The organism is Ornithinimicrobium cavernae (genome assembly GCF_003121625.1).
Classification (GTDB): Bacteria; Actinomycetota; Actinomycetes; order Actinomycetales; family Dermatophilaceae; genus Ornithinicoccus; species Ornithinicoccus cavernae.
In genome coordinates, this window is the sequence record NZ_QDDJ01000008.1 from 211,819 (window position 1) to 230,064 (window position 18,246).

16 protein-coding genes and 2 riboswitches are annotated in these 18,246 nt (G+C 69.7%); of the genes, 14 read left to right on the forward strand and 2 right to left on the reverse strand.

Features of this window, described 5'->3' with window-relative positions; all coding sequences use genetic code 11:
- The first annotated feature begins 53 nt into the window (after positions 1-53).
- Complete coding sequence (gene glnA / locus DA085_RS11225) at positions 54-1,478, forward strand: type I glutamate--ammonia ligase (protein ID WP_109473053.1); 1,425 nt, start codon at positions 54-56, stop codon at positions 1,476-1,478.
- A gap of 324 nt (positions 1,479-1,802) precedes the next feature.
- Complete coding sequence (locus DA085_RS11230; RefSeq protein WP_109473054.1) at positions 1,803-2,300, forward strand: hypothetical protein; 498 nt, start codon at positions 1,803-1,805, stop codon at positions 2,298-2,300.
- 86 nt (positions 2,301-2,386) lie between these two features.
- Here the strand turns inward: DA085_RS11230 and DA085_RS11235 are convergent, their stop codons facing one another.
- A complete protein-coding gene (locus DA085_RS11235; RefSeq protein WP_154402176.1) occupies positions 2,387-2,668 on the reverse strand; it encodes a hypothetical protein in 282 nt (93 codons plus the stop codon).
- Positions 2,669-2,910: 242 nt separating this feature from the next.
- On the opposite strand from DA085_RS11235, the gene poxB reads away from it, so the two are divergent.
- Positions 2,911-4,632, forward strand: coding sequence for a ubiquinone-dependent pyruvate dehydrogenase (gene poxB / locus DA085_RS11240; RefSeq protein ID WP_272914485.1), 1,722 nt, complete (start codon positions 2,911-2,913; stop codon positions 4,630-4,632).
- Between the two features lie 92 nt (positions 4,633-4,724).
- Positions 4,725-5,222 carry a hypothetical protein gene (locus tag DA085_RS11245; RefSeq protein WP_154402177.1) on the forward strand — a complete coding sequence of 166 codons (498 nt, stop codon included), beginning with the start codon at positions 4,725-4,727 and terminating at the stop codon, positions 5,220-5,222.
- A 65-nt stretch (positions 5,223-5,287) separates the two neighbouring features.
- Here the strand turns inward: DA085_RS11245 and DA085_RS11250 are convergent, their stop codons facing one another.
- Complete coding sequence (locus DA085_RS11250) at positions 5,288-6,409, reverse strand: LLM class flavin-dependent oxidoreductase (RefSeq protein ID WP_109473057.1); 1,122 nt, start codon at positions 6,407-6,409, stop codon at positions 5,288-5,290.
- Between the two features lie 24 nt (positions 6,410-6,433).
- A riboswitch (SAM riboswitch) is annotated at positions 6,434-6,547 on the reverse strand.
- Positions 6,548-6,628: 81 nt separating this feature from the next.
- Positions 6,629-6,743: riboswitch (SAM riboswitch) on the forward strand.
- Positions 6,744-7,025: 282 nt separating this feature from the next.
- Between DA085_RS11250 and DA085_RS11255 the strand changes: the two genes are divergently transcribed.
- The 10 genes from DA085_RS11255 to DA085_RS11300 are packed head-to-tail and all read left to right on the forward strand — an operon-like array spanning position 7,026 to position 18,222.
- Positions 7,026-8,240: an LLM class flavin-dependent oxidoreductase gene (locus DA085_RS11255; RefSeq protein WP_109473058.1), complete on the forward strand. Its 1,215-nt coding sequence runs from the start codon at positions 7,026-7,028 to the stop codon at positions 8,238-8,240.
- A 17-nt stretch (positions 8,241-8,257) separates the two neighbouring features.
- Positions 8,258-9,703 carry an NtaA/DmoA family FMN-dependent monooxygenase gene (locus tag DA085_RS11260; protein ID WP_109473059.1) on the forward strand — a complete coding sequence of 482 codons (1,446 nt, stop codon included), beginning with the start codon at positions 8,258-8,260 and terminating at the stop codon, positions 9,701-9,703.
- The gene (locus DA085_RS11265; protein ID WP_109473060.1) at positions 9,700-10,239 is read left to right on the forward strand and encodes an NAD(P)H-dependent oxidoreductase; all 540 of its coding nucleotides are present in this window, start codon (positions 9,700-9,702) and stop codon (positions 10,237-10,239) included. Before DA085_RS11260 ends, DA085_RS11265 begins: the two co-directional genes overlap by 4 nt.
- Positions 10,236-10,769 carry a flavin reductase family protein gene (locus DA085_RS11270; protein WP_202619193.1) on the forward strand — a complete coding sequence of 178 codons (534 nt, stop codon included), beginning with the start codon at positions 10,236-10,238 and terminating at the stop codon, positions 10,767-10,769. The genes DA085_RS11265 and DA085_RS11270 overlap by 4 nt, the downstream gene beginning before the upstream one ends.
- Positions 10,770-10,822: 53 nt before the next feature.
- Complete coding sequence (locus tag DA085_RS11275) at positions 10,823-12,469, forward strand: ABC transporter substrate-binding protein (protein WP_109473061.1); 1,647 nt, start codon at positions 10,823-10,825, stop codon at positions 12,467-12,469.
- 3 nt (positions 12,470-12,472) lie between these two features.
- Positions 12,473-13,420, forward strand: coding sequence for an ABC transporter permease (locus tag DA085_RS11280; RefSeq protein WP_109473062.1), 948 nt, complete (start codon positions 12,473-12,475; stop codon positions 13,418-13,420).
- Entirely contained in the window at positions 13,417-14,391 is a 975-nt protein-coding gene (locus DA085_RS11285; protein ID WP_109473063.1) for an ABC transporter permease, read from the forward strand. Before DA085_RS11280 ends, DA085_RS11285 begins: the two co-directional genes overlap by 4 nt.
- Complete coding sequence (locus tag DA085_RS11290) at positions 14,388-16,223, forward strand: dipeptide ABC transporter ATP-binding protein (RefSeq protein WP_109473064.1); 1,836 nt, start codon at positions 14,388-14,390, stop codon at positions 16,221-16,223. Before DA085_RS11285 ends, DA085_RS11290 begins: the two co-directional genes overlap by 4 nt.
- Positions 16,220-17,314 carry an LLM class flavin-dependent oxidoreductase gene (locus DA085_RS11295; RefSeq protein ID WP_109473065.1) on the forward strand — a complete coding sequence of 365 codons (1,095 nt, stop codon included), beginning with the start codon at positions 16,220-16,222 and terminating at the stop codon, positions 17,312-17,314. The genes DA085_RS11290 and DA085_RS11295 overlap by 4 nt, the downstream gene beginning before the upstream one ends.
- Positions 17,311-18,222 carry a glutathione S-transferase C-terminal domain-containing protein gene (locus DA085_RS11300; RefSeq protein ID WP_109473066.1) on the forward strand — a complete coding sequence of 304 codons (912 nt, stop codon included), beginning with the start codon at positions 17,311-17,313 and terminating at the stop codon, positions 18,220-18,222. The genes DA085_RS11295 and DA085_RS11300 overlap by 4 nt, the downstream gene beginning before the upstream one ends.
- The last annotated feature ends 24 nt before the right edge of the window (positions 18,223-18,246 follow it).

An 18,246-nucleotide genomic window follows, 5' to 3' on the forward strand; every position in this document is an offset into this window, starting at 1 on the left:
CTACTGTCGTTTCCCGAAGCGGGACGCGACCCGTGCGGCAACCAGGAGGATGGATGTTTACCACTGCAGAGGAGGTCCTCGCCTTCATCAGGGACGAGGACGTCAAGTTCATCGACATCAGGTTCTGCGACCTGCCCGGCGTGATGCAGCACTTCAACGTGCCGGCGGCCTCGTTCGACGAGGAGGCGTTCCAGACCGGGCAGATGTTCGACGGCTCCTCCATCCGTGGCTTCAAGTCCATCCACGAGTCCGACATGAAGCTGATCCCGGACCCCCGCACGGCCTACCTCGACCCGTTCCGGACCGAGAAGACCCTGATCATGAACTTCGCGATCGTGGACCCGTTCACCGACGAGCCCTACGAGCGTGACCCGCGCCAGATCGCCGCGAAGGCCGAGGAGTACCTCCGGTCCACCGGGATCGCCGACACCGCCTACTTCGGTGCCGAGGCCGAGTTCTACGTCTTCGACGACGTGCGCTTCTCCACCGGGCCGAGCGGTGGGTACTACCACATCGACTCCATCGAGGCGGCGTGGAACACCGGCCGCGCCGAGGAGGGCGGCAACCGCGGTTACAAGACGCGTTACAAGGGCGGCTACTTCCCCGTGCCGCCGGTTGACCACTTCGCCGACATGCGTGACCGGATGTGCCTGGAGCTGGCGCAGGTCGGGCTCGACGTCGAGCGCTCCCACCACGAGGTCGGCACCGCGGGCCAGCAGGAGATCAACTACCGGTTCAACACGCTGCTGCACTCCGGCGATGACCTGATGAAGTTCAAGTACGTCGTCAAGAACTCGGCCTGGGCCGCCGGCAAGACCGCGACCTTCATGCCCAAGCCGCTGTTCGGTGACAACGGCTCCGGCATGCACACCCACCAGTCGCTCTGGAAGGACGGCGAGCCGCTGTTCTATGACGAGAGCGGCTATGGCGGCCTGTCCGACATCGCCCGCTGGTACATCGGTGGCCTGCTGTCGCACGGACCCTCGCTGCTGGCCTTCACCAACCCGTCGATGAACTCCTACCACCGACTGGTGCCCGGCTACGAGGCCCCGATCAACCTGGTCTACTCCGCCCGCAACCGCTCGGCGTGCGTGCGCATCCCGATCACCGGCAACTCCCCCAAGGCCAAGCGCGTGGAGTATCGCGTGCCGGACCCCTCGGCCAACCCCTACCTGGCTTTCGCGGCGCAGCTGATGGCTGGCCTGGACGGCATCCGCAACCGGATCGAGCCGCCGGAGCCGGTCGACAAGGACCTCTACGAGCTGCCCCCGGAGGAGCTCGACGGCATCGCCCAGCTGCCGACCTCCCTGCCGGAGGTGCTGACCGCGCTCGAGGAGGATCACGACTACCTCACCGAGGGTGAGGTCTTCACCGAGGACCTGATCACGGCGTGGATCGACTACAAGCGCAAGTTCGAGATCGACCCGATCCGGCTGCGCCCCCACCCGCACGAGTTTGAGATGTACTTCGACATCTGATCGAAGAGCGTCAGCGGCGGGGCGAGAGCGTTGGACGAGCTCTCGCCCCGCCGCTCGTCTGTCCGGCGCCTTGGCCCGCCGAGAGTCCACCGCGTGCACCCAAACCGGTGACGTCACGACCAGCCCGAGCAGACAGCCCCCTGACCAGTCAGTTTGTGCGGAGCGTCTCGACGTCACCGGTTCGTGTGCTCGTTGCTGCCGGTTGTTGCGCTCGCTCATGCGCCTGGTCTTCGTCCCCGTCGCTGCAGGAAGTTGCGCCGCGGTCGGCGGCAGAAGCGGACCTCGGGGTGAGGCGGGCGAGTCCGCCACTGAGATCCTGATGACGTGAAGATCCGCAACACGCATCGGCGTCACCTGGCGGCCACGACCGATGAGGTGGACACCTTGCTGAGCGGTCTGGGGAGCGACACCGACGCACTGTGGCCACGTCATGAGTGGTTCCCCATGCGCCTCGACCGGCCAGTCGCCGCTGGCGCCAAAGGCGGGCACGGCCCGGTGCGGTATCGCTGCACCGCGCGCACCCATGGTTGCGTGGTCTTCGAATTCGACTCAATCCTCGGATCCCCTCGCTGGCACGGCGAGCACCGTTTCGTCGTTCACCCCCGTCCGAATGGATCTGTGCTCGTCCATGAACTCGAGCTGGAGGTGCCGCTTCCGCAATACATGCAGTGGATCGTGCTGGTGGGCCCGCTTCACGACGCAGTGCTCGAGGACCTTCTCGACCGGGCCGACGGCGTGACAGCAGCCCGCTGGTCCCTCTGGGTCCGCCTGCTAAGGCACGCCCTGCCCGGCGTGCGCGCACGGCGCCCGATCAACCCCTGACCAGGACGTGAATCGTGGTCCTTCCATCGCAACGGTTGGCCGGTTTCAAGCTTTGTCGGTGACTCGTGGTTCCACGACAGCGGGCGTCAGGACGTCTCGTCGTACTCCGGGTGGAAGAGTTCATCGGGCACCGGTGGCCACGCTGACTCATCCCAGGGCACTTCTTCGTACCCGTCCTGGAGGTAATCCGCCACCATGAGGTCCTTCGCTTTGAGCGCCTCTTCGTCGCTGTCTGCCACGGTTCGTGTCATCCAGCCCTCACGCCCCCTCCCTCCCAGCTGAAGGAAGGTGCGCCCGCGGACCCGAAGCATCACGAACTCCGTCCGAAAGAGTCGCTGACGTTGTACGCGAGCCATGGCGTCAGTCACGCCATGAGACTACTTTGCGACCGCCGGGGTCGGCTCCGAGTGCCCCTCGCGAAGCGCAGCAGGTGCTGCTGCCGGGCGGCCACGAAGGCCGCGTGGTCCGGGTCCATGTCCCCCATCGAGCACCCTTCTCTGAATCGTGCCACTACCGCACCGCAGTGGCAGATGGTTGCGGCGCGACGCGCGACGCCTTGACCGGTGCACTAGCGTCGAGGTGAGAAGCCCCTAGCTCCCCGGAGGTCACAGTGAACATTGCCGAGAACATGGTGGCCCAGCTGGTCGCCAACGGCGTCCGGCGCGTCTATGGAATCTCCGGAGACTCGCTCAACGGCTTCACCGACGCCATGCGCGCCGACGGGACCATGCGGTGGGTGCACGTGCGCCACGAGGAGGGTGCCGCGTTCGCCGCCGCGGCCGACGCCGAGCTGACCGGTGAGCTCGCGGTGTGCGTGGGCAGCTGCGGTCCGGGCAACCTGCACCTGATCAACGGCCTGTTCGATGCCAACCGCAACCGGGTGCCCGTGGTCGCGATCGCCGCCCAGATCCCGAGCAACGAGATCGGCAGTGGCTACTTCCAGGAGACCCATCCGCAGCACCTGTTTGCCGAGTGCAGCGTCTACACCGAGCTCGTCGCCCACCCCTCGCAGATGCCACGCGTGATGGAGATCGCGATGCGCACCGCCATCGAGAAGCGCGGTGTCGCCGTCATCGTCATCCCCGGAGACGTCGCCCTGCAGGAGATCGCGGACGACCGCGTCAGTGTCATCACCCAGGCCCGACCCACCGTGGTGCCGGCGGAGGACGAGCTGCGCGCCGCGGCCGAGCTGCTCAACGGCGGCGACCGGGTCACCATCCTGGCCGGTGCCGGGGTCCAGGGCGCCCACGACGAGGTCGTCGCCCTGGCGGACACGCTCGGCGCTCCGATCGTGCACGCCCTGCGCGGCAAGCAGTTCATCGAGCACGACAACCCGTTCGACGTCGGCATGACCGGTCTGCTCGGCTTCGCCTCGGGCTATCGCGCGATGATGGAGAGCGATGTCTTGCTGATGCTCGGCACCGACTTCCCCTATCAGCAGTTCTTCCCCCGCAAGGCCAAGGTCGTGCAGGTGGACCTGCGCGGTGAGCAGCTTGGCCGCCGGGTGCCGCTGGACCTGGGGCTGGTCGGTGACGTCGGGGACACTGTGCGGGCGCTGGCACCGATGGTGCAGCGCAAGAAGAAGCGCCGTCACCTCGAGGACTCGCTCAAGCACTATCGCAAGACCCGGGACAAGTTGGACGACCTGGCGACACCGAGCAAGCGGGGCCGGGCCATCCACCCGCAGTATGTCGCTCGGCTGGTCGACGAGCTCGCTGCCCCGGACGCGGTGTTCATCCCGGACGTGGGGTCCCCGGTCGTCTATGCCGCCAGGTATCTCACCAGTGGCGGCGGGCGCCGCATCATCGGGTCGTTCATCCACGGCAGCATGGCCAATGCGGTGCCGCAGGCCGTCGGTGCCCAGTCGGCCTACCTCGACCGGCAGGTTGTGACCCTGTCCGGTGATGGTGGCGTGACGATGTTGCTCGGTGAGCTGCTCACCCTCACCCAGAACGATCTGCCGGTCAAGATCGTGGTCCTCAACAACTCCTCGCTCAACTTCGTGGAGCTGGAGATGAAGGCAGCCGGCTATGTCAACTATGCGACCGACCTGGAGAACCCGGACCTGGCCGCCGTGGCAAATGCGTTGGGGCTCAAGGGTGTCCGGGTGGAGAAGTCCAAGGACCTGCCCGATGCGATGCGCGAGTTCCTGGCGCACGATGGTCCCGCCCTGCTCGACGTGGTGACCGAGCGCGAGGAGCTCACGATCCCGCCGTCGATCCAGGCCGAGCAGGTCAAGGGCTTCACGCTCTATGCGATCCGCACGGTCTTCTCCGGGCGCGGCGACGAGCTGCTCGACCTGGCGCGCGCGAACTTCCGCCAGTTGTTCTGAGGGTGGGAACAGCCCGTCGTATGCCGCCTGGCTGACCCTGCGGACGGGCGCGCCACCGACCTGGTGTCGGCGGGGTCTGGCACAGTGCTGGCGTGCCCTCTCGCCCGCAGGACGAAGCCGTCGACGCCCCGCCGGCCGTCGTGGACGCTGCCCACGCGGCGGTGGCTCGGGCGACCGCACGCGAGGTGGCCGTCCACCAGGCCTACGACCGGGCGCGCAACGTGCTGCGGCTGCAGGCGCGGCGTCGCGCCCTGGTGCCGCTGACCCGCGAGATGTTCAGCACGCCGGGACGATTGGATGCCCACGCAGGACGGTCGATGCCCGCCTATGCCTGGGGCGTGCCGGTGGCCCGGCGCCGACACCTCCTGGCGGTGATCTGCCCGACCGCGAGTGCGATCACACCAGCGATCCGGGCTGTCCTGGCCACCACCATGATCGTGGTGGCCTCCGCGGCCGAGGAGGACCGCCTCGCCCGGGTCACCGATCCGCGTCAGCGGTTCGCGCTGCTCTCCGTGCGCGTGCCGGAGCCGACCCACGAGGAGATCGTGGACTTCGCGCGCCGCAACCCCACGCCCCGCCGCCCCGATTGACTGCCGCCCCGACTGACTGCCGCGCCGACTGACCGGAGCCCCCGGAGCACGTCGTCGTGGGCGGGTCAGGCCGCGTGCCAGGCAGCAGCGAGGAGCTCGTGCGAGCGCACCCTGAGCCTCGGGTCGTGGGTGACCGAGGTGATGAGCAGTTCGTCGGCTCCCGTGGCGCGCTGCAGCACCTTCAGTCCGGCCACCACCGTCTCGGGGCTGCCGACGAACCGGGTGCGGACGCGGTCGTCGACCAGCGCCGCCTCGGCCTCCCCCAGGGGGTTGGCGAGCGCCTCCTCCGGACGCGGATAGGGGATGGCGCCAGCCCCTGATCGGATCGAGTGGACCCAGTGGCCATAACCGGCCGCGAGATGATGCGCCTCCTCATCGGTCGGCGCGACGACCACGTCGGCGGACACGATGACGTGCGGCGCGTCCAGGTCCTCGCTGGGTCTGAAGCTGTCGCGATAGTGCTGCACAGCGTCGACGATCCCCGAGGGAGCCACGTGATAGTTGGCACCAAACCGCAGGCCACGCTCACCTGCCAGGGCGGACGACTCCCCGCGCGAGCTGCCCAGGATCCACAGCTGCGGCGGGACCGGACCCACGACCGCGGCCTCGGGCAGAGCCAGGTCGTCAACCTTGAGCGAACCACTCAGGACATCCTGGATGAGGGCGACCGTGTCGGCATACGGTGCCGACTCTGCCCCCGGGAGGAACTGCAGCCGGCTGGCCACCTGGAACCGTGGGCTGGATAGCAACCCGCCCAGGGGAACGGGTGCGGGGATCAGCAGCCCCTCCGGCGTGCGGCGCTCCTGCGGCAACGGTCCCTTCGGGGCGATCGTGCTGGAGGGCTTGGCGCGGTTGCCCGAGCGTCCCAGCCCGAGGTCGATCCGCCCGGGATAGGCCGCCTCCAGCAGGCCAAACTCCTCGGCGATGGACAGGGCGGTCCGGTGGCCGGTCAGGACTGCGCCGGAGCCGATCCGGATCGTGCTGGTCGCGGCACCGGCGAGGGCGATCGTCACGGCCGGGCTGGACCCGATCACTCCCGCGTTCAGGTGGTGCTCGGCGAACCAGTGACGGTGATAGCCCGCAGCCTCGGCGCGCCGCGCGAGCTCAACGCTGTCTGCGAGGGCTTTGGCCGGCGTCGAGCCGCTGCTCACCGGGACGAGGTCAAGGACTCCCAGGGGGACGGGCATGGTGTTGCTCCTGTTCGCGCGGGTCACATGTGCTTGCAGCGCGTCGGAGCGCTGCCCGGTCATCACCTGGGGCACCCCGTCACCATGTCGAAGGGTTGCCGTCCGACCAGCCAGGGCTGTGAGGTCGGACTCAGGACCTGGGCCTGACGATACACACCGACACGACCCAATCCATAACCGGGTTGACTGATGCTCCTTGCATGGTGTTATGTTTCTTCTTGTCAAGAGATCCAGCGACAAGCCCTGGCTTGCTGGGCGGCAACCCTCTCTCGCAGTGGGGTGCTCCAGGTGATGACTGGGCTGGTCCGCAATCGCGGTCCGGCAAGTGCGATCCCGAAGGAACGACCAGTGAGCGTCAGCACCTCCTCGCCCCACCTCCCCGGCTCGATGCGCCCACAGGCACCGGCCTGTCGCGCAGTCCGCGCCCGCTGGGGTTGTCGTTGTTGCTGCTCGCCCTGCTGTCTCTGAGCACGACCCTCAGCACCACCTTCTGCACCACCCTCTGCACCGGAAACCCGCACTGCCCGTGACTGATTCACGGGGAGGTGCGCTGCGTCTCCCCGCTGCACGGGCCCAATGGCGGACCCACTTATGACTCGAGCAAAGGACCTTCCGCATGACTTCTTCGCTGTCCCCGATCCACCTGGCCATCGCTCTCGACGGCACCGGCTGGCACCCCGGCTCCTGGCGCCAGCCCCACTCCAGAGCCGCTGAGGTCTTCTCCGGCGCCTACTGGACCGACCTGGCACGCGAGGCCGAGCACGGCCTCGTCGACTTCGTCACCATCGAGGACTCCTTCACCGTGCAGGGCGCCTCGCCGCTCGACCCGACGCCGGTGCCCGGAGGGGGCCGGCTGCGCGGTCGGCTCGACGCCAGCCTGCTCGCCTCGTTCGTGGCGACGCGCACCGAGCACATCGGCCTGGTGCCCACCATCACCACCACGCACACCGAGCCATTCCACGTGTCCAAGAACCTGGCGACGCTCGACCACGTCAGCAACGGCCGCGGCGGCTGGCGGGTGCAGGTGTCTGGACGGCCCGGTGAGGCCGAGCACTTCGGGCGCCGCAGGATCCCCGGCTTCTTCGACCCTGAGGCCTCCTCCGAGGAGAAGTCGGCACGGGTCAATGAACTGTTCGACGAGGCGGCCGACGTCGTCGAGGTCGTCCGCCAGCTCTGGGACAGCTGGGAGGACGGGGCCGAGATCCGGGACTCCGCGACCGGACGCTTCATCGACCGCGACAAGCTGCACTACATCGACTTCGAGGGCGACTTCTTCTCGGTGCGCGGCCCCTCGATCACCCCGCGCCCGCCACAGGGCCAGCCGGTGGTGACCGCGCTGGGCCACGCCACGATCCCCTACGAGCTGGCCGCACGCGGCGCCGACGTCCTGTTCGTCACGCCGCACGACGACGACTCGGCCGCCCGGATCCTCGGTGAGGTCCGGGACGCCGAGGCCCGGGTGCGCGCGGACGAGACTCCGCTGCTGGTCTTCGCCGACCTCGAGGTCGTCCTCGACACCCCGGAGGCCAGTGGAGCACAGCGACTGACCGCGCTCGACGAGGCTGCGGGCCAGGAGTTCGCCTCCGACGCCCTCATCGTCACCGGGAGCGTCACCGAGCTCGCGGCCCTGATCGGCCGCTGGCAGGCACTGGGTTACGGCGGCTTCCGGCTGCGTCCCGCAGAGCACGCGGTGGACCTCCCGCTCATCACGGGGTCACTCGTCCCGCTCCTGCAGGAGGCCGGTGCCTTCCGCACGGCCTACGACCAGACCACCCTGCGCGACCGGCTGGGTCTGCCGCTCGCCGCGAACCGCCACGCCACCGCGTCCTGACCAGAAAGGCCACTGTCATGCCCAAGCAGGTCATCCTCGGAGCCCACTTCCCCGGGGTCAACAACACCACCGTCTGGAGCGATCCCCGCTCCGGCAGTCACATCGAGTTCGAGTCGTTCCGGCGATTCGCACAGGCCGCCGAGCGCGGCCGGTTCGACTTCCTCTTCCTCGCCGAGGGACTGGCCCTGCGCGAGCAGCGCGGGCACATCCACGACCTCGACGTCGTCGGCCGCCCGGACACCCTCCCGGTGCTGGCCGCCCTCGCGGGTGTGACCGAGCACCTCGGACTGGTCGGCACCATCAACGCCACCTTCAACGAGCCCTACGAGCTGGCCCGCCAGTTCGCCACCCTCGACCTGCTCTCGCAGGGGCGTGCGGGGTGGAATGTGGTCACCAGCTCCGACGCCTTCACCGGCGCCAACTTCCGCCGCGGCGGCTACCTCCCCCGCGAGCAACGCTACGCCCGGGCGCAGAGCCAGGTCACCGCCAACCGCCACCTGTGGGACAGCTGGGGCCAGGACGCCGTCGTCGCAGATCGGGAGGCCGGCCGGTTCACCGACGGCCCAGCCGGCGAGTTCGCCTACGCCTCCGAGTTCTTCGACATCCACGGCACCTTCAACACGCCCCGCCCGCCCCAGGGCCACCCGGTGATCTTCCAGGCCGGCGACTCCGAGGACGGCCGCGAGTTCGCGGCCCGCACCGCTGACGCGATCTTCACCGGGCACGGCTCCGGGGATGACGGGCGGGCCTTCTATCGCGACATCAAGAGACGCCTGGCCTGCTACGGCCGCCGCCCCGAGGACCTGAAGATCCTGCCGGCCGCGACCTTCATCGTCGGCGGCACCGACGATGAGGCGCACCGGATCTCCGATGAGGTGCGCCGCCAGCAGGTCAGCGGCCAGACCGCGCTGCTGATCCTCGAGCGCATCTGGAACCGCGACCTGCGTGACTATGACCCCGACGGCCCGCTGCCGGACATCGAGCCGGAGACGCAGCCCGGCACGCTCATCCAGGGCCGGGTGCAGCATGTGAAGGACCCGGCCGCCGAGGTCGCCCGCCTCCGCGAGCTGGCCAGGGACAAGAACCTGTCACTGCGCGAGGTCGCCATCGAGATCAGCGCACGGCAGAACTTCGTCGGCAGCCCGGAGACCATCGCCGATGCGCTCATCGACGCCGTCGAGACCGGGGTCAGCGACGGCTACATCCTGGTCCCGCACATCACGCCCGGCGGGCTGGACGACTTCGTCGACCAGGTGGTGCCGATCCTCACCGAGCGCGGGGCGCTGCGATCGGAGTATGCCGAGGGGTCGACTCTTCGAGACCACCTCGCCCTGGGTGCAGCCCGGCCAGCGACGGACTGGGAGGCCGGATCCGCTGCGGGACAGGCCGACCTGTCCGGTCACGAGTCAGCCAGTCACGACCTGCCGAGCCATGACCTCACCGAGCAGAAGGAGTCAGCATGAGCACCGTCATCCTGGTCGGCAACCCGCGCGCCGGGTCCCGCACCGCCACGCTGGCGACGACCCTGACCCAGCAGCTGGCCCAGGCGCTGCCCGCCGTGGGCACCGACTCCCCCGAGGTCCTGGAGCTGGCCGACCTGGCCGGCATCACCTTCACCGACGAGCCGGCCGTGGCCACGAGCCCGCACCCCGACCCGTGGGGCGTGGTGCGGTCGGCCACCGTGCTGGTGGTGGCCACACCGACCTACAAGGGCACCTACACCGGGCTGCTCAAGGTCTTCCTGGACGCCTATCAGGCCGGCGACCTGGCCGGGGTGCTCGCCGTCCCGGTGGCGATCGCGGGCAAGCCCGACCACCAGGAGTCGGTGGGCGCCACCCTGCGCGACCTGCTGGTCGAGCTCGGCGCGAGCGTCCCGGCGCCTCCCCTGGTGCTCCTGGAGCCCCAGGTGCCCGAGGCCGCCGAGCACGTGACCGACTGGGTCCGCGAGCATGCGCATGCCCTGGACGCTGCCCTGTCGACGGTGGGAGCGGTCCGGTGACCGCCCAGATCGCTGCTGCCAGCGCTGGCGCCCCCAGCACTCGGACGACCGACGCGGCGGACCTCAGCGCTGACTTCCGGGCCACCTTCCGCAACAGCGTCGGCACCGTCAGCGTCATCACGGCCGGGACCGGGCTGCGCCCCGTCGGCTTCACCGCGACGTCCCTGACGTCGGTGTCGCTGGACCCGCCGATCGTCAGCCTCAACATCTCGCGCACCGCCTCCAGCTGGCCGACCGTCTCCCGGGCACGGCACCTGGCGGCCCACCTGCTCGCCGCCGAGCACCAGCAGACGGCGCAGATCTTCGCCACCAGCGGGATCGACCGCTTCGCCGCGGTCGGTGACTGGGCCACGGGACCGCACGGCATCCCGGTGCTGACCCGGTCCCTGGCCCGGCTGGTGCTCGAGGTGCACAGCTGCACCCACATCGGCGACAGCGCGGTCCTGTTGGCGCAAGTCCAACAGATCGAGCGCTCCGAGGGTCAGCCCCTGATCTACCACGCCGGTGACTACCGCCACCTGCCCGGCTGACCCGCCCCACGGCATACCTGCCCCTCTCCCCCACTCCCTGAACGGTGACACCCATGACAACACCCAGCTCCCGAGCCGCCCTGCGGCTCACCGTCCTCAGCTCCGCCGCGTTCCTGCTCGCCGCCTGCAGCGGCGCCGGGGCGGCCAGCACCGCCAACAACGGCGCCGACCCCGCCGCGCAGACCGCGCAGGCACCCGACGAGGTGACCCCGGGCGGCACCCTGAGCTTCGCCGTCGGCTCCGACCAGGGGTGCGTCGACCCCGCGCAGGTCGGCAGCAACGACACCATCTACTCCGTGCGCCACCTCGTGGACTCGCTGACCGACCAGGACCCCGAGACCGGCGAGATCGTGCCGTGGCTCGCCGAGTCGTGGGAGATCAGTGACGATGCGAGCGAGTTCACCTTCACCCTCCGCGAGGGCGCGACCTTCAGCGACGGTGCCCCCGTGGACGCCGAGGCGGTGCAGGCCAACTTCGACCGGCTGACCGAGCTGGGCGCGCGCGCCACGCTGGCCCGCGGCTACCTGGCCGGCTATGAGGGCACCGAGGTCGTCGACGAGCACACTGTGACCGTCTCCTTTGAGGCTCCCAACGCCCAGTTCCTGCAGGCCACCTCCACGCACACGCTCGGCCTCCTCTCCCCGGAGTCCGCAGCGCGCAGCGACGACGAGCGGTGCGCGTCGGTGATCGGCTCGGGTCCCTTTGTGCTGGAGGACTACACGCCCAACTCCTCGATCACGCTGACCCAGCGGGCGGACTACGCCTGGGGCTCCTCGCTGTGGCAGCACGAGGGCGCCGCCTATCTGGACCGCCTGGAGTTCTCCGTCGTGCCCGAGTCCGGCGTCCGCCTCGGCGCGGTGCAGTCCGGAGAGGTCGACGTCATCGGCAACATCGCCGCCCAGGACGAGCTGGCCCTCGCCGGCACCGACGTGCAACTGCTCCCCCGCTCCAACCCGGGTATCCCGTTCGGCCTCTACCTCAACCACGACACCCCAGTCCTCAGTGATCCTGCTGTGCGAGAGGCGATCTCGCTGGCCATCAACCGCGAGGAGATCACCGGCGCCGTCTATCCCTCGTTTGCCCTGCCGGCGACGAGCTCGTTGTCGTCGACCACCCCCCTGTATGCCGACCAGTCGCCTCTGTTGGGTCACGACCCGGCCGCGGCCGAGCAGGTTCTGCAGGAGGCTGGCTTCACCCAGGGCGCTGACGGCATCTACGAGCGGGACGGCGAGCGCGCCGCGTTCGAGATCCTCTGGTTCAATAACGCCGCGACCAACGCCCCCACCCTGGAGCTGATCCAGCAGCAGCTGGCCACCGTGGGCATCGAGGTCACGCTGTCCGAGGGGCAGGTGGCCGACTGGGGCACCCGCATCGCCGAGGGCGACTTTGAGGCGAACTGGGGCAACCTGACCCGGGCCGACGCCGACATCCTGCGGACGTCCTACTCCAGCGAGGGAGCCAACTCCTATCGCCTCCCGGCCTCCGAGCTCGACCAGGTGCTGGCCGCGCAGGCTGCCGCCGCCGACCCGGCCGAGCGCGCCGACCTCGCGGCCCAGGCACAGGAGGGCGTGCTCGCCGGCCACCACACCGTCCCCGTCGTGGAGCTGACCACCGTGCTGGCCGCGGGTCCCACCGTCTATGGCGTCGCCTATGACGCCAGCTCCCGCGTCCAGCTGTTCGACGCCTGGATCGGGCAGTAGCCGATGGCTCGCTACATCGCGGTCCGGCTCGCCCTGGCGGTGGGCGTGCTCTGGGCGGCCTACACCGTCTCCTTCGTCATCCTCTATCTGGTCCCCGGCGACCCCGTGGCCGCAATGGCCTCCGGAGGACAGGAGGGCACCCCGGTGAGCGCGGCGGAGCTGGCGGCGATGCGTGCCGAGTACGGCTTCGACGACCCGCTGCTCGTGCAGTACGGGTCCCGGCTCTGGTCGGCTCTCCAGGGTGACTTCGGGGCCTCGATCCAGACCGGGCAGTCGGTCACCGCTGCCATCGCGTCTGCCCTGCCCAACACGGCCCAGCTCGCGGGGAGCGCCTTCGTCCTGGCGGTGGTGCTGGGCGTCGGGCTGGCCCTGGTGGCAACGTTCACCCAGGTGCGCTGGCTCAAGCAGTTCCTGCTCGGACTGCCCCCGGTCGGCGTCTCGCTGCCGACCTTCTGGGTGGGGCTGGTGCTGGTGCAGTGGTTCAGCTTCCAGCTCGGGTGGTTGCCGGCCCTCGGTGAGCACGGCTGGCGGTCCCTGGTGCTGCCGGCCATCACCCTGGCGATCCCGATCGGCGCGATCCTGGCGCAGGTCACCGCCAGCTGCCTGCAGGAGGCGCTGGACGAGCCCTACATCGTGACGGCCCGCGCCACCGGCATCACCCGCCGGGCGATCCACCTGCAGCACGCCCTGCGCAACGCGGCCCTGCCCGTGCTGACCGTGGCCGGCCTGGTCGTGGGTGGCCTGCTCGCCGGGTCCGTCGTCGTCGAGACCGTCTTCAGCCGAGCGGGGGTCGGTCGCCTGACCGTCACCTCGGTCGGGTTCCAGGATCTGCCGGTCGTCCAGGGCATCGTCGTCTTCGCGGCAGCGATCTTCGTGATCGCCAACCTCGTCGTCGACCTGCTGCTCCCCCTGGCCGACCCGCGGGTCACCGTCGGAAAGGCACGCGCATGAGCACCGACACGAATGTCTCGGTCCGCTATCCCAGCACGGCAACGCCCCATCAGGTCACGGCTAGTCAGGCCACGTCGGCTGGCCAGATCCCAGTGGTTGCCGCCCTGCCGGTCCAGCAGACAGGAGGCGCGGCGAGGTTTGGCGCGCTCCCCCGGCCGGCCCGGTTCGTGCTGCGGCGGCCGGGGCTGCTGCTGAGCGTCGCACTCCTGGCCGTGGTGGTGCTGGCGGCCTTCGCGCCGTCGGTCCTGGCGCCTGGCGACCCGCTCACCGGGGACACCACCCAGAAGTTGCTCGCGCCCAGCACGCAGCACTGGTTCGGCACCGACCACCTCGGGCGCGACCTGTTCACCCGGATGGTGCACGGCACGGCCCTGTCCATGCGCACGGCCCTGCTCGCGGTCACCATCGCGGCCGTGGTCGGTGGCCTGTTCGGGCTGACCGCCGGGTTCGTCGGCGGCTGGGTCGACAACGCGGTGATGCGCGTCGTCGACGTGCTGATGGCCGTCCCGTCGCTGCTGCTGTCCCTGGCGCTCATCGCGGCCCTGGGCTTTGGCAGCACCAACGTGGCCATCGCGGTCGCCATCGGCAGCATCGCCGGCTTCGCCCGGATCGCCCGCTCCCAGACCCTGCGGGTCAGTCAGGCGACCTATGTCGAGGCGGCCCGCTCCCTCGGGTCCCGGTGGCACGTGACGCTGCGGCGCCACATCCTGCCCAACGCGTCGGGCCCGATCCTGGCGCTGGCCGTGCTGGAGTTCGGCACCGCCATCCTGGCCGTCTCGGCCCTGAGCTTCCTGGGCTACGGGGCTCCGAGGCCGGCGCCGGAGTGGGGAGCCCTGGTGTCCGAGGGGCGCAACTTCCTGGCCACCGCGGGCTGGCTGACCATGCTGCCCGGACTGACCATCGCCGCCACGGTGCTCGCGGTCAACCGCGTCTCCAAGGCACTCGACGGAGAGTGGAGGACCTTCCGATGAGCACAACCTTCACCCAAGCCCCACACGATCAGCCTGCCGGCGCGCACGAACAGCCTGCCGACGAGACACTGCTGCGGGTCCGGGACCTGCACGTGAGCTATCAGACGACCAAGGGCATCGTCCCCGCCCTGCGCGGAGTCGATCTCGACATCGCGCGCGGCGAGGTCGTCGCGCTGGTGGGCGAGTCCGGATCGGGCAAGAGCACGCTGGGGCACGCGCTGATCGGGCTGCTGGCCGACAACGCCCAGATCGACCACGGGTCCATCACCCTCTCGGGACAGGACGTCGCCGGTTGGAGCGAGAACCGCTTCCGCAGCATCCGCGGCCAGGACGTCGGGCTCATCCCGCAGGACCCGACGGTCTCGCTCAACCCGGTCAAGCGGATCGGAGCCCAGGTCATCGGAGCACTGACGGCCCACCGACGCCTGCCCCGTGCCCGGGCGCGCGTCGAGGCGGCCGCGCTGCTGGAGCGGGCGGGTCTGGACCAACCGGAGCAGCGGATGCGGCAATATCCGCACGAGCTCTCCGGCGGCATGCGTCAACGGGTGCTGATCGCGATCTCGATCGCCTCCGACCCCGAGCTGCTCATCGCCGACGAGCCCACCAGCGCCCTCGACGTGACCGTGCAGCGCCGCATCCTCGACCACCTCGAGACGCTGACCAGGGAGTCTGGAACCTCGGTGCTCCTGGTGACCCACGACCTCGGTGTCGCCGCCGATCGTGCCGACCGGATCGTCGTGCTCAACCACGGCCTCGTGGTGGAGCACGGGCCGACCGAGGAGGTGCTGAGCAACCCGCAGGACAGTTACACCCGCCGTCTGCTGGCGGCCGCTCCCGGGCTGGGTGGCCCCACCCTCCGGCCGGCCAGCACCGTTCCAGAAACACTGGCCGCAGGCCCATCTCCAACCACAGCCGCATCCCCACCCCTGCTCGCAGACGGGTCGCCCGAAGGTGACCCACGATCCACCGCGCGCACCCTGCCCGCGCGCGCCTCGGCATACCGGGCGTCGCAGGACACCGCACCACTGGTCGAGGTGCGCAACCTTGTCAAGGAGTTTCGACTCCGCGGCGCTCACCGCAGCGGCACCCCGGTGCTGCGCGCCGTCGACGACGTCAGCTTCTCGCTGCACCGTGGCCGCACGCTGGCCCTGGTCGGCGAGTCTGGCTCGGGCAAGTCGACCACCGCGCGCCTGGTGCTGCGGCTGGCCGACCCCACGAGCGGTTCGATCACGTTCGACGGGGACGACATCACCCACGCCACGGGGGCGACGTGGCGCGAGCTGCGACGGCGGGCGCAGCTGGTCTATCAGAACCCCTATGCCTCCCTCGACCCCCGGTTCAGTGTCGAGGAGGTCGTCACCGAGCCGCTGCGGGCGTTCCGCGTCGGCGACCGGCGCAGTCAGCGCGTGACGGCAGCTCGCCTGCTGGACCGGGTCGCGCTGCCGGAGGACACCCTGAGCCGTCGGCCGGCCGAGCTCTCCGGCGGTCAGCGTCAGCGGGTGGCGATCGCCCGGGCGCTGGCGCTCAACCCGGACCTGGTCGTGTGTGACGAGGCGGTCTCCGCCCTCGACGTGTCGGTCCAGGCGCAGGTGCTCGAGCTGCTCGTCGAGCTGCAGGAGCAGGAGAACCTCACCTATCTGTTCATCACCCACGACCTCGGCGTGGTCCGCCAGATCGCCCACGAGGTGGCGGTCATGCGCTCCGGCCAGCTGGTCGAGCTGGCACCCACCCACCAGATCTTCGACCGCCCCGATCACCCCTACACCCGCGAGCTGCTCGGCGCGATCGCCGGCACCCGTCGCCCCACCCGACCCGATGGAGACGCCTCATGAAGTTCCTAGTCCTCACCCTGATCACCCACGTGCCCGACCCCGTCACCGGGGTGCAGGTCTCCACCCACCAGCGACTGCGCGATGTCGTTGACCAGGCCGTCCTGGCCGAGGAGCTGGGGTTCGATGGGTATGCCGTGGGCGAGCGTCACGAGCGCCCGTTCATCTCCTCCTCCCCGACAGTGATCCTCAGCCACATCGCTGCGCGCACCAGCCGGATCCGGCTGTTCACCGGGGTCACCACCTTGAGCCTGCTCGACCCGGTGCGGGCGTTCGAGGATTACGCGACGCTGGACAACCTGGCCGACGGTCGTCTCGAGCTGATCATCGGCAAGGGCAACGGGGCCGCGCAGCGCGACCTGTTCCACGTCACGCCGGAGGATCAGTGGGCGCGCAACCGCGAGTCCTATGAGGTCTTCCGCCGGCTGTGGCGCGACAACAAGATCACCTGGTCGGGCCAGTTCCGGCCGCCGCTGGAGGATGCCGAGGTCTGGCCGCAGCCGCTGCAGCGTCCGATCCGGGTCTGGCACGGCAGCGCCACCAGCCGCGAGTCCGTGGACGTTGCCGTGGAGTTCGGCGAGCCGTTGTTCTCCGCCAACGTGACCAACTCGATCGAGCCGTATGCCGAGCTGGTCCGCTATTACCGAGAGCAGTGGGCGGCCGCCGGTCATGCTCCTGGCGATGCGCTCGTCGGCGCCGGGACCGCCGGGTTCCTGGCCACTCCGACCAGTCAGGAGGCCCAGGATCTCTATCGTCCGGTGTATGAGGCGCGCGCCCGTCAGTTCGCCGCCCAGGGCGTGCCGTCATCCTTCACGTCGTATGAGGACTTCCTGGAGCGCAGCTCTGCCCTGATCGGCAGCCCGCAGCAGATCATCGACAAGGTGCACCGCTATCACGAGCAGCTCGGCCACGAGGTGATGCACATCCACTCTGACGGAGAGGGCATCACGCCGGCTCAGAACCTGGCGTCTCTCGAGCTGTTCCAGTCCGACGTGGCGCCAGTGCTGCGTCGCGAGCTGCCATCGCGGCCCCTGGCGGCGCCGGTCAACCCGGTCTCCGAGGTCGACTCACCGGGAGCGGAGGTGGCAGCGTGAGCAGCTTCGCCAGCCCGGCCGACACCAGCGTGCACGGCGTCTATCGGGTGCCGCAGGCTCCCGATGACCCGCGGCCGCTGTTGCGGTTCGACGGTCGGGTCGGCAGCCCCGAGTTCCCCGCGACGCCCGGGCGCTACCACCTCTATTCAGGGTGGTTCTGCCCCTGGGCGCAGCGCTCCACCGCGGTCCTGGCGGTGGCCGGTGTTGACACGTCTGTCGTGTCGGTGTCCTATGTCCACGGGGATCGGGACGGCCGCGGCTGGGCGTTCCGCGAGCCCACCGGTGCCGATCCGGTGAACAACTTCACCCTGTTGCGCCAGGCCTATGAGGCCACCGAGCCCGGCTTCGATGGACATGTCTCGACACCGACGCTGTGGGACCGGGAGACCGGACGGGTCGTGTCCAACACCTATGCCCACCTCGACCGCGACCTGGCCAGCACCTTCGGGTCACAAGCGGACCGGGATCTCTATCCCGAGGAGCTGCGTGTCTCGATCGACGAGACCGAGGCCTGGCTGCACCCGGCCCTGAATCAGGGAGTCGGCGCGGCCCGTGCTGACACACCTGAGGGCAGGGCGGCCCGCGCGCTGCTCCTGGAGACACTGAACTCGCTCGACGAACGGCTGAGCCGGTCGGCATATCTGATCGGCGACGCGCTCACCCTTGCCGACCTGCGGGTGATCGTCACCCTGCTCCGCTTCGATGCCCAGGCCAATGCCGATGGTCTGCCGGGCCCGGCCCTTGAGACCTACCCGCATCTGTGGGACTACGCCCGGGCCGTATATCAGGAACCGGGCGTCCGGGCCACCACCCGTTTCGAGACCTTCAGCGCATCACACGTCGTGACGCTGGACTGGGATGCCCCGACCGAGCGAGCCGGGACACAGTTCGCGAGGACCTCCAGCTGACGCGTCGTGCCGTCCACCGGCAAC

What these genes read in the sequence shown, in the direction of transcription:
- DA085_RS11290 (WP_109473064.1), top strand. Translation starts at nt 14,388, where the DNA reads ATGAGCACAACCTTCACCCAAGCCCCACACGATCAGCCTGCCGGCGCG.
- DA085_RS11260 (WP_109473059.1), top strand. Translation starts at nt 8,258, where the DNA reads ATGCCCAAGCAGGTCATCCTCGGAGCCCACTTCCCCGGGGTCAACAAC.
- DA085_RS11255 (WP_109473058.1), top strand. Translation starts at nt 7,026, where the DNA reads ATGACTTCTTCGCTGTCCCCGATCCACCTGGCCATCGCTCTCGACGGC.
- DA085_RS11285 (WP_109473063.1), top strand. Translation starts at nt 13,417, where the DNA reads ATGAGCACCGACACGAATGTCTCGGTCCGCTATCCCAGCACGGCAACG.
- DA085_RS11250 (WP_109473057.1), bottom strand. Translation starts at nt 6,409, where the DNA reads ATGCCCGTCCCCCTGGGAGTCCTTGACCTCGTCCCGGTGAGCAGCGGC.
- glnA (WP_109473053.1), top strand. Translation starts at nt 54, where the DNA reads ATGTTTACCACTGCAGAGGAGGTCCTCGCCTTCATCAGGGACGAGGAC.
- DA085_RS11295 (WP_109473065.1), top strand. Translation starts at nt 16,220, where the DNA reads ATGAAGTTCCTAGTCCTCACCCTGATCACCCACGTGCCCGACCCCGTC.
- DA085_RS11280 (WP_109473062.1), top strand. Translation starts at nt 12,473, where the DNA reads ATGGCTCGCTACATCGCGGTCCGGCTCGCCCTGGCGGTGGGCGTGCTC.
- DA085_RS11275 (WP_109473061.1), top strand. Translation starts at nt 10,823, where the DNA reads ATGACAACACCCAGCTCCCGAGCCGCCCTGCGGCTCACCGTCCTCAGC.
- DA085_RS11265 (WP_109473060.1), top strand. Translation starts at nt 9,700, where the DNA reads ATGAGCACCGTCATCCTGGTCGGCAACCCGCGCGCCGGGTCCCGCACC.